The sequence below is a fragment of the Yinghuangia sp. YIM S09857 genome, from assembly GCF_051388915.1.
Taxonomy (GTDB): Bacteria; Actinomycetota; Actinomycetes; order Streptomycetales; family Streptomycetaceae; genus Yinghuangia.
Window position 1 is genome coordinate 122045 of the sequence record NZ_JBPKBH010000007.1, and the last position, 9445, is coordinate 131489.

The window sequence follows — 9445 nt, forward strand, 5'->3', positions numbered from 1 at the left end:
TATGGCAACGCTTGAGATCCGCGACCTGCACGTCAGCGTGGAGGCCGAGAACGGCCCCCGCGAGATCCTGCGCGGCGTCGACCTGACCGTGAAGCAGGGCGAGACCCACGCCATCATGGGCCCGAACGGCTCCGGCAAGTCGACGCTGGCGTACTCGATCGCCGGGCACCCGAAGTACACCGTCACCGGCGGCACCGTGACCCTCGACGGCGAGGACGTGCTGTCCATGTCGGTCGACGAGCGGGCCCGCGCGGGGCTGTTCCTCGCGATGCAGTACCCGGTCGAGGTGGCCGGGGTGTCCGTCTCCAACTTCCTGCGCACGGCCGCGACCGCGGTCCGCGGCGAGGCCCCCAAGCTGCGGCTGTGGGTCAAGGAGGTCAAGGAGGCCATGGAGCGCCTCCAGATGGACCCGTCCTTCGCCGAGCGCAACGTCAACGAGGGCTTCTCAGGCGGCGAGAAGAAGCGCCACGAGATCCTCCAGCTCGAACTGCTCAAGCCCAAGATCGCGGTGCTGGACGAGACCGACTCGGGCCTGGACGTCGACGCGCTGCGGGTCGTCTCGGAGGGCGTCAACCGGGTGCGCGACACCGGGGAGATCGGCACGCTGCTGATCACGCACTACACGCGCATCCTGCGCTACATCAAGCCCGACCACGTGCACGTCTTCGCGGGCGGCCGGATCGTCGAGTCCGGCGGGGCCGAGCTGGCCGACAAGCTTGAGGCGGAGGGCTACGAGGCGTACACCGGAGTCAAGGAGACGGCATGACAACGACCCTTCAGGGGCTCCTGGACACCGAGACCATCCGCAAGGACTTCCCGGTCCTGTCGCGCGTGCTGCACGGCGACAAGCCGCTGGTCTACCTGGACAACGCGGCGACCTCGCAGAAGCCCAAGCAGGTCCTCGACGCGCTGAACGCCTACTACGAGCTGCACAACGCAAACGTGCACCGCGGCGTCCACGTGCTCGCCGAGGAGGCCACGGCGCTGTACGAGGGCGCGCGCGACAAGGTCGCCGCGTTCGTCAACGCGCCGTCGCGCGACGAGGTCGTCTTCACCAAGAACTCCTCCGAGGCGCTGAACCTCGTGGCGAACATGCTGACCTGGGCGGACGAGCCGTTCCGCGTCGGCCCGGGCGCCGAGGTCGTCATCACCGAGATGGAGCACCACTCGAACATCGTGCCGTGGCAGCTCCTGTGCCAACGCACCGGCGCGACGCTCAAGTGGTTCGGCCTGACCGACGACGGGCGCCTGGACCTGTCGGACATCGAGCGCGTCATCACCGAGAACACCAAGGTCGTCTCGGTGGTGCACACGTCCAACATCCTCGGCACGGTCAACCCGCTGGACGCGATCGTGCGCCGTGCGCACGACGTCGGCGCGCTGGTGGTCGTGGACGCGTCGCAGGCGGCGCCGCACGTACCGCTGGACGTGCAGGCGCTGGAGGCGGACTTCGTCGCCTTCACCGGGCACAAGATGCTGGCCCCGACCGGCATCGGCGTGCTGTGGGGGCGGCTCGGGCTGCTGGAGGAGCTGCCGCCGTTCCTGGGCGGCGGCGAGATGATCGAGACCGTGACGATGAGCGCGTCGACGTACGCGCCCGCGCCGCACAAGTTCGAGGCCGGCACCCCGCCGATCGCGCAGGCGGTCGGGCTCGGTGCTGCGATCGACTACCTGAACGCGCTCGGTATGGAGAACATCGCGGCGCACGAGCACGCGCTGACGTCGTACGCGATCGACGCGCTCACCGCGGTCGAGGGGCTGGAGATCATCGGCCCGAGGACCGCGGAGATGCGCGGTGCGGCGATCTCCTTCCAGTTCGGCGACCTGCACCCGCACGACGTGGGCCAGGTGCTGGACGAGCAGGGCATCGCGGTCCGGGTCGGCCACCACTGCGCGCGGCCGGTGTGCCTGCGCTACGGGGTCCCGGCGACCACGCGCGCGTCGTTCTACCTCTACTCGACACCGGCCGAGGTCGACGCCCTGGTGGCGGGCCTGGAACACGTACGCCGGTTTTTCGGCTGAACGTGCTGACTGCGTACGAAGCGTGGCCGTGAGAAGCGTGGGCAGGGAGCGAACCCGGCGATGAAACTCGACTCGATGTACCAGGAGATCATCCTGGACCACTACCGCAACCCGCATCACAAAGGGTTGCGGGACCCGTTCGACACCGAGGTGCACCACGTCAACCCGACGTGCGGCGACGAGGTGACGCTGCGGGTCAAGCTGGAGGGCACCGGCGAGGACGCCAAGGTGGTCGACGTGTCATACGAGGGCCAGGGCTGTTCGATCAGCCAGGCCAGCGCGTCGGTCATGACCGACCTCGTCATCGGCCGGACGGTCGCGGACGCCCTCAAGGTGCAGGAGGAGTTCCTGCACCTTATGCAGTCGAAGGGCCAGGCGGAGCCGGACGAGGAGGTGCTGGAGGACGCGGTGGCGTTCGCCGGCGTCTCGAAGTTCCCGGCGCGCGTGAAATGCGCGCTGCTCGGCTGGATGGCCTGGCGCGACGCGACCACTCAGGTGATGGAGGGTCAGAAGTGAGCGACACCAAGATGAGCCCCGCAAGCGCCGACGAGGTCACCGAGGCGCTCTACGACGTGGTCGACCCCGAGCTCGGGATCAACGTCGTCGACCTCGGCCTGGTCTACGGGGTCACCGTCGACGACGCGAACATCGCGACCGTCGACATGACCCTGACGTCGGCGGCCTGCCCGTTGACGGACGTCATCGAGGACCAGGCGAAGACGGCGACCGAGAATCTGGTGAGCGATCTGCGCATCAACTGGGTCTGGATGCCGCCGTGGGGCCCGGACAAGATCACCGACGACGGCCGCGAGCAGCTTCGGGCGCTGGGGTTCAACGTCTGAGGGTCTGTCTTCGCGGGCTCTGACTTCGGCGGCTTTGACTGCGCGGGCTCTGGCTTCGCGGGCTCTGACTTCGGCGGCTTTGACTGCGCGGGCTCTGGCTTGGCGGGCTCTGACTTCGGCGGCTCCGGCTGCACTGGCTCTGACTTCGCGGGCTTCGAGGGCGGCACCGTTTTGCGACGGTGCCGCCCTCGGCGTTTTCGGGAGCGGGTGAGCCGGGCGCGCGGCGGGGCGGGCGAGGTGAGGGCTCCGAGGGCGCGAGGCGAGCGGGCCGACGGCGCCGTGGTGCGTTGCTCCAGCGCGGGTGGCTTCAGGTGCGTGTGGCTCCAGGCGCATGTGGCGCCGAGCCCGGGCAGGCGGGTCGGTACGGTGGCCTGGTGAGTGGTGATGTCGTGGTGGACCCGGTGTCCGCGTTCGAGGCGGAGCGGGGGCGGTTGTTCGGGATCGCGTACCGGATGCTGGGGTCGGCGTCGGAGGCCGAGGACGCGGTACAGGACGCGTACCTGCGCTGGCACGGCGCGGACCGGGAGCGCGTCGAGGCGCCCGGGGCGTGGCTCGCCAAAGTGCTCACCAATCTGTGCCTGAACCGGCTGACCTCGGCCCGCGTGCGGCGCGAGGAGTACGTCGGGCCGTGGCTGCCCGAACCGGTGCGCACCGACGCGGGGGCGCTCGGGCCGCTGGAGACGGCCGAGCAGCGGGACGCGGTGTCGATGGCGATGCTCGTGATGCTGGAGCGGTTGTCGCCGCCGGAGCGGGCGGTCGTGGTACTGCGCGACGCGTTCGAGTACTCGCACCGCGAGATCGCCGAGGTGCTGGACTGGTCGGAGGCCAACGCGCGGCAGACGTACCGGCGTGCGAAGCAGCGTCTGGCGGACGGGCGGCCGCGCTTCGAGGCGTCCGCGGCAGTGCGCACCGACCTGCTGACGCGGTTTCTGGCCGCCGCGGCCGAGGGGGCGCTCGACCAGTTGGAGGCGCTGCTCGCGCACGACGTGACGGCGTGGTCGGACGGCGGCGGCAAGGTGTCGGCGGGAATGCGCCCGGTGACCGGCCGGGACAAGGTGGCACGCTTCCTGCTCGGGCTGATGCAGCGCTTCGGGGCGGACATGACGTTCGCGTTCGTCGAGGTCAACGGGGACATCGCGCTGCTGGCGTGGGAGTCCGGGGAACTGTCGACGGCCGCGACGTTCGCGTTCGGCGCGGACGGCATCTCCGAGCTGCACATGGTGCGGAATCCGGACAAGCTGAAACTCCTGGAAATGCAGTCCCGGGAGCTGTCACAGAACGCGCCGCCGTCCGGTTCCTAGCTGACGAGGGCGGCCGCGGGGTGCGGCGGCCTCGACGCGAGGAGTACTGAGACCGATGACTGCGAACGTGATCCTGGTGACCGGTGCGACGGGTGTGCTCGGCCGCGAGGTGCTGGACCGGCTGCGGGCCCTGGGCCTGCCGGTGCGCGCGATGACCCGCAGGACGACGCTCCCCGAGGACCCGGGCGTCCAGTGGGTGACCGGCGACCTCGGCACGGGCGAGGGCCTGGACGCGGCGCTGGACGGCGTCGGCACGGTGATCCACTGCGCGTCCGACACGAGGCGTCCCAAGAACGACATCCCCGGCTGGCGCCACCTGCTGGACGCGGCGAAGCGGGCGGGCGTCGGGCACATCGTCAACATCTCGATCGTCGGCGTCGACCGGATCCCGTACTTCTACTACAAGATCAAGCTGGAGGGGGAACGCCTGCTCCGGGAGTCCGGCATCCCGTGGACCAACCTGCGGGCCACGCAGTTCCCCGACCTGCTGAACAAGGCGCTGCGCGTGCTGTCGAAGCTGCCGGTGGTCCTGATGCCGTCGAAGACCGCGTGCCAGCCGGTCGACCCGGGCGAGGTGGCGGAGCGCCTGGTCGAGCTGGCCCAGGCGGCGCCGGCCGGGCAGGCGGCCGAAATCGGCGGGCCCAAGGTCTACGACGCACCCGAGCTCGCCCGTACGTGGCTGGCGGCCGCGGGCAAGCGGCGGTACGTCCTCAAGGTGCGCATCCCCGGCAAGGCCGGCGCCGCCTTCCGCGCCGGGTACCTGACCACGCCGCGGCACGCCGACGGCGTCCGCACGTGGGAGCAGTACCTGGCGGACGAAGTCGCCCGCTGACGCGGCGCACGGGCGTAGGGTGCGGTCCATGGACGGCGAATCCGGGTTTCAGGTGGTCGGCGACGCACCGGTGCGGTACGAGCGCCATGTGTCGCCGATCATGGCGCCGTTCGTCGGCGCCCTGGTCGACGCGGTGCGGCTCGCGCCCGGTGAGGCGGTGTTGGATGTCGGCTGCGGCACCGGGTTCGCGGCGCGCGAGGCCGCCCGCCGGGTCGGCGCGGACGGGCGGGTCGAGGGCGTCGACCTGAACTCCGGCATGCTGGCCGTCGCCGCCGAACAGGCCCCGGAGGTGGGGTGGTCGCAAGCCTCCGCCGAGGCTCTGCCGTTCGAGGACGGGGAGTTCGACGTGGTGCTCTGCCAGCAGAGCGCGCAGTTCTTCGCCGACCTGGACGCGGCCCTCGCGGAGGCCGCGCGCGTCACCCGGCGGGGCGGGCGGTTCGGCGCCACGGTCTGGGCTTCGCTTGAGGGTTCACCGTTCTTCGTCGCGCAGCGCCTGGCCATCGAGGCGATCGCCGGTGCGGAGGCCGCGCGTTCGTTCGACGCGGCGTTCGCCTGCCCGGCGCGGGTGCTGGTGTCGGCGGTGCGCCGCGCCGGGTTCAGCGGCCTGGAGTCGCGGGACGTGACGGCGGAGGTACGCCTGCCGCGGCTCGACTCCTTCGCGCCGCTGCAACTCGCGGCGCTCCCGTGGGGCCGGGCCGTCGCGGACGCGGGACCGACCGCTCCGGCGGCGTACGCCGACATGTTGGCGGATCTGCTCAATCCCTATGTGGGGGCGGACCAGAGCGTGTTGATTCCGTTCGCGTCGACGTTGGTGACCGGGACGCGCTGACCTTTCACCGGGTCGCCGGGTCGCGGGCTCTCGGGGCCGTGGGCTCTCGGCGTCTCGGTGTCTTGGTGATCTCGGGGCCCAGGATCGCGGGTCTCGGTTCAGTCGGTCGCGGTTCAGCGGGTCTCGGCTCTCGGCTCTCGGGCACGTCGGTTGTGTCCCCGTACGTCGCACGCCGGCCATTTCGCGCGGCAGTTCGCCGGAGTGCCGGGTCGTCATGCGTGTTCCGTTCTACCGTGGCGTCACCGACGTACAACCGTGCGTGGCCGCATTCCTCACAAGGGAGCACCATGACCGCCTCCGACGCGATCGGCCTGCCCCATGCATGAAGTCGCCCGGATCACCGATCAGTTGCGCGCGCTGGGGCTCGTGGAAGGCGACACGGTCCTGGTGCACAGTTCGCTGCGCCGCGTGGGGGCGGTGCGCGACGGAGCCGCGGGCGTACTGGACGCGCTGCGCACCACGGTCGGCCATGAGCAAGGGACCGTCGTCGTACCGGCGTTCACCCCGGAGACGTCCGACTCGTCGGACGCCTACCGGAAGGCGACCGCGGGGATGAGCGCGGACGAGGTGGCCTCGTACCGTGCCACGTTGCCCGGTTTCGACGCGGCGACGACTCCCGCATCCCTCGAAGTCGGGGTTTTGGCCGAGGTGGTGCGCCGGTCGCCCGGCAGCCGGCGCAGCGCGCACCCGATGGGGTCGTTCGCTGCCCTCGGCCACCGTGCCGCGGAGATCACCCGGCACCACGACCCGACCTGTCGCTTCGGCGAACGCTCCCCGCTCGGGCGGCTGTACGAGACGCCGGGGGCCAAGATCGTGCTGCTCGGCACCGGGTTCTCCGCGTGCGTGGCCTTCCACTTGGCCGAGTACCGCCTGCCGGGCCGCCGCCGGCGGATCTACCGCTGCGTGACGGGCGGCGGCCCAGAGCGGCGCGGCTCCTGGTGGAGCCACAGCGATCTGGTGCTGGACGACCGTCGGTTCGCGGACATCGGTACCGACTACTGTGCCGCGTCCGAGACTTCGGTCGGGCCGCCGCGGACGGGCTACGTGGGGTCGGCCCGGGCGACGGTCGTACCCCTGGCCGCCGCGGTCGACTTCGCGACGGCATGGCACCGCGGCCGGGAGACGTCGCCGATGGCCGTGGTGACGCGGAGGGCGGTGACCATGTCGCGGTAGAGGGTGTCCGTGTCGAGGAGTTCGTGATGGGTCCCGATGGCGCGCAGGCGGCCCTGCTCCAGGACCACGATGCGGTGCGCCTCGACCACGGTGGACAGCCGGTGCGCGATGGTGACGACCGCGGCGTGACGTGCCCGTTCGCGGACGAAGGACTGGACGGCCGCCTCGGTCAGGCCGTCGAGCTGCGCGGTCGCCTCGTCCAGCAGCAGGATCTCCGGGTCGGCGACGAACGCCCGGGCGAGGGCGATGCGTTGGCGTTCCCCGCCGGAGACGGTGGTGTCGGCGAGGACGGTGTCGAGGCCGTCGGGGAACGCCTTGGCGCGTTCGTCCAGGCGCACCGCCCGCAGTGCGTCCCAGAGTTCGTCCTCCGTGGCGGTGGGGCGCAGGTAGCGGAGGTTGTCGGCGAGCGTGCCGGGGAGGAGCGGAGTGTCCTGTTCGACGTACGCGATGCGCCGCCGCGACTCGTGCAGCGGCCACAGGTGTGCGGGGCGGCCGTCGAGGCTGAGGTGTCCTTCCTCGGGGTGCAGGAATTCGAGCATGAGGGAGAAGACCGTGGTCTTGCCCGCGCCGGAGGGGCCGACGATGGCGGTGTGACCGACACGCGGGATGTCGAACGAGACCCCGTCGAGGGCGGGTTCGGCGTCGGGCGCGTAACGGGCGGTCACGTCGTGGAAGGCGATGGCGGCGGTGGTGTCGGCGTGCGCGTAGACCTGGGTCGGGGCGGCCGTCGCGGCGCGCGGGTCCGGGCCTTCCAGTTCGAGCTCGTCGAGTTGCGCGATGCGTGACGCGGCGGCGATGCCGGACTGCAACTGCGTGACCACGTTGGCGAGTTCGGTGGCCGGTTCGAGGAGCTGGAAGGCGTACAGCAGAAAGGCGATCAGGCTGGACACCGGGAGCGCGCCGGAGTCGACGCGGTAGGCGCCGATCGCCAGGATGAGCAGGATCGCGAGCTCGACGCCGGCCATCGTGACGGTCCAGACGACGGCTGCGATGCGGACGGCGCGGATGCTGTGCCGTGCGGAGTCCTCCGCCTCGGCCTCGATGCGGAGCGATTCGCGTTCCTCGGCGCGGGCGGACTTGACGGTGCGGATGGCGCGGAGCGCGCCGTCGAGCGCCGCGCCGAGGCGTCCGACCGACTCCTGGGCGGCGGCCTCGGCCTTGGCCATGCGCGGCATCAGCACCGCGACGATCACGGCGACGACGGCCAGGCTGCCCACGGTGACGGCGAACAGCACCCAGTCCAGGAAGGCCATCAGCGCGAGCGCGCCGATCAGGCCGACCGCGCCGTTGACCAGCCGGGTCAGGCTGGACGCGGCGGCCTCGCGGATCAGCACGGTGTCGGACGTGACGCGCGTGACCAGCTCGCCGCCGGAGCGGCCGCCGAGTTCGCCGAGGCGCAGGCGGAGCAGGCGTCGGACCATCGACACGCGGGCGTCGCGGACGACGTACTCGCCCATGCGCCCGAGCATGATCCACTGGAAGGCCTGGACCGCCGAGCCGACCACCAGCAGCACGGCGAGCACCGCGACAGCGGGGGCGATCGAGCGGGAGTCGGCGAGGGCGTCGAGGACCCACTTGGTGGCCATCGGGCTCGCGAGGGTGGTCGCGGTGACGAAGAACCCGAGGACCAGCCCGAGCAGCAGCGTGCGCCGGTGGGGTCGGACGAAGGACCAGAGGATGCGCAGATTCGGCACGGCCGCCCTCTCGGTGATACATCAGTGCAACTTTTTGAGACAGTAGAGTCCCATTTTTGGATATGCAAGTCCCTTTTCGGATTCTGGCTGCTATGTTGCGGAGCGTGAGCACGACGTCATCCGAGTCCGGCACCCGCGGCCGCACGCGCCGCGCGATCGTCAGCGCCGCCGGCTCGGTCCTCGCGCGCGACCGTTCGGCCACCCTGGCCGAGATCGCGCAGGCCGCCGAAGTGGGACGCAGCACCCTGCACCGGTACTTCGCGGATCGCGACGAGCTGGTCCGGGCCGCGGTGCTCGACTCCCTCGAAAAGATCGAACAGGCCGTGCTGGGCGCGGCGGTCGACGACGGCCCGGTCGTGGACGCGATGCGGCGGCTGGTGACGGCGGTGGTGGCCACGGGCGACCGGCTGCTGTTCGCCTTCGGGGACATGAACCTGGTCGAGGAACTGCCGGAGTACGACGACCGGTCCGAGCGCCTGGTACTCGATCTCATCAAACGCGGGCAGGCGGAAGGGGAGTTCGACCCGACGGTGCCGCCGGAGTGGATCATGAACACGCTGTGGGCGATGGTCTACACGGGGGCGGAGGCCGCCCAGCAGGGCATGCTGCCGCCGCACAGCGTGCCGGCGCACGTGATCCGGACGCTGGAGGGCGGCATCCGCCGCACCGACGCGGGGGGGGGGGGGGGGGGGGGGGGGGGGGGGGGGGGGGGGGGGGGGGGGGGGGGGGGGGGGGGGGGGGGGGGGGGGGGG

The 9445-nt window shown here is 71.4% G+C and carries 9 protein-coding genes and 1 pseudogene; 9 read left to right on the top strand and 1 reads right to left on the bottom strand.

Annotation, left to right across the window (positions count from 1 at the left end; all coding sequences use genetic code 11):
• Position 1: 1 nt before the first annotated feature.
• From sufC to ACRX5S_RS16895, 8 genes are all read left to right on the top strand, one after another.
• Positions 2-766: a Fe-S cluster assembly ATPase SufC gene (gene sufC / locus ACRX5S_RS16860; protein ID WP_436773755.1), complete on the top strand. Its 765-nt coding sequence runs from the start codon at positions 2-4 to the stop codon at positions 764-766.
• Positions 763-2022: a cysteine desulfurase gene (locus ACRX5S_RS16865; protein ID WP_436773756.1), complete on the top strand. Its 1260-nt coding sequence runs from the start codon at positions 763-765 to the stop codon at positions 2020-2022. Before sufC ends, ACRX5S_RS16865 begins: the two co-directional genes overlap by 4 nt.
• A gap of 60 nt (positions 2023-2082) precedes the next feature.
• Entirely contained in the window at positions 2083-2538 is a 456-nt protein-coding gene (gene sufU / locus ACRX5S_RS16870; protein ID WP_436773757.1) for a Fe-S cluster assembly sulfur transfer protein SufU, read from the top strand.
• An 11-nt stretch (positions 2539-2549) separates the two neighbouring features.
• Positions 2550-2864 (top strand): metal-sulfur cluster assembly factor, encoded by a 315-nt coding sequence (locus ACRX5S_RS16875; RefSeq protein ID WP_358348861.1) that lies wholly within the window; start codon positions 2550-2552, stop codon positions 2862-2864.
• A gap of 374 nt (positions 2865-3238) precedes the next feature.
• Positions 3239-4165, top strand: a complete 927-nt coding sequence (locus ACRX5S_RS16880; protein WP_436773758.1) for an RNA polymerase sigma-70 factor — start codon at positions 3239-3241, stop codon at positions 4163-4165.
• A 55-nt stretch (positions 4166-4220) separates the two neighbouring features.
• Complete coding sequence (locus ACRX5S_RS16885; RefSeq protein ID WP_436773759.1) at positions 4221-4997, top strand: SDR family oxidoreductase; 777 nt, start codon at positions 4221-4223, stop codon at positions 4995-4997.
• A 28-nt stretch (positions 4998-5025) separates the two neighbouring features.
• Positions 5026-5826 carry a class I SAM-dependent methyltransferase gene (locus ACRX5S_RS16890; RefSeq protein ID WP_436773760.1) on the top strand — a complete coding sequence of 267 codons (801 nt, stop codon included), beginning with the start codon at positions 5026-5028 and terminating at the stop codon, positions 5824-5826.
• 318 nt (positions 5827-6144) lie between these two features.
• A complete protein-coding gene (locus tag ACRX5S_RS16895) occupies positions 6145-6999 on the top strand; it encodes an aminoglycoside N(3)-acetyltransferase (RefSeq protein WP_436773761.1) in 855 nt (284 codons plus the stop codon).
• 197 nt (positions 7000-7196) lie between these two features.
• On the opposite strand, the pseudogene ACRX5S_RS16900 reads toward ACRX5S_RS16895, so the two are convergent.
• Positions 7197-8693, bottom strand: a pseudogene (locus ACRX5S_RS16900) (ABC transporter ATP-binding protein); the annotation flags it as partial.
• Positions 8694-8797: 104 nt separating this feature from the next.
• Between ACRX5S_RS16900 and ACRX5S_RS16905 the strand changes: the two are divergent.
• Positions 8798-9445 (top strand): TetR/AcrR family transcriptional regulator (locus ACRX5S_RS16905; RefSeq protein WP_436773762.1); only part of this gene is annotated, 648 nt, incomplete at its 3' end.

Coding starts and splice junctions, on each gene's coding strand:
- sufC (WP_436773755.1), top strand. CDS start 2: ATGGCAACGCTTGAGATCCGCGACCTGCACGTCAGCGTGGAGGCCGAG.
- ACRX5S_RS16885 (WP_436773759.1), top strand. CDS start 4,221: ATGACTGCGAACGTGATCCTGGTGACCGGTGCGACGGGTGTGCTCGGC.
- sufU (WP_436773757.1), top strand. CDS start 2,083: ATGAAACTCGACTCGATGTACCAGGAGATCATCCTGGACCACTACCGC.
- ACRX5S_RS16895 (WP_436773761.1), top strand. CDS start 6,145: ATGCATGAAGTCGCCCGGATCACCGATCAGTTGCGCGCGCTGGGGCTC.
- ACRX5S_RS16865 (WP_436773756.1), top strand. CDS start 763: ATGACAACGACCCTTCAGGGGCTCCTGGACACCGAGACCATCCGCAAG.
- ACRX5S_RS16875 (WP_358348861.1), top strand. CDS start 2,550: ATGAGCCCCGCAAGCGCCGACGAGGTCACCGAGGCGCTCTACGACGTG.
- ACRX5S_RS16890 (WP_436773760.1), top strand. CDS start 5,026: ATGGACGGCGAATCCGGGTTTCAGGTGGTCGGCGACGCACCGGTGCGG.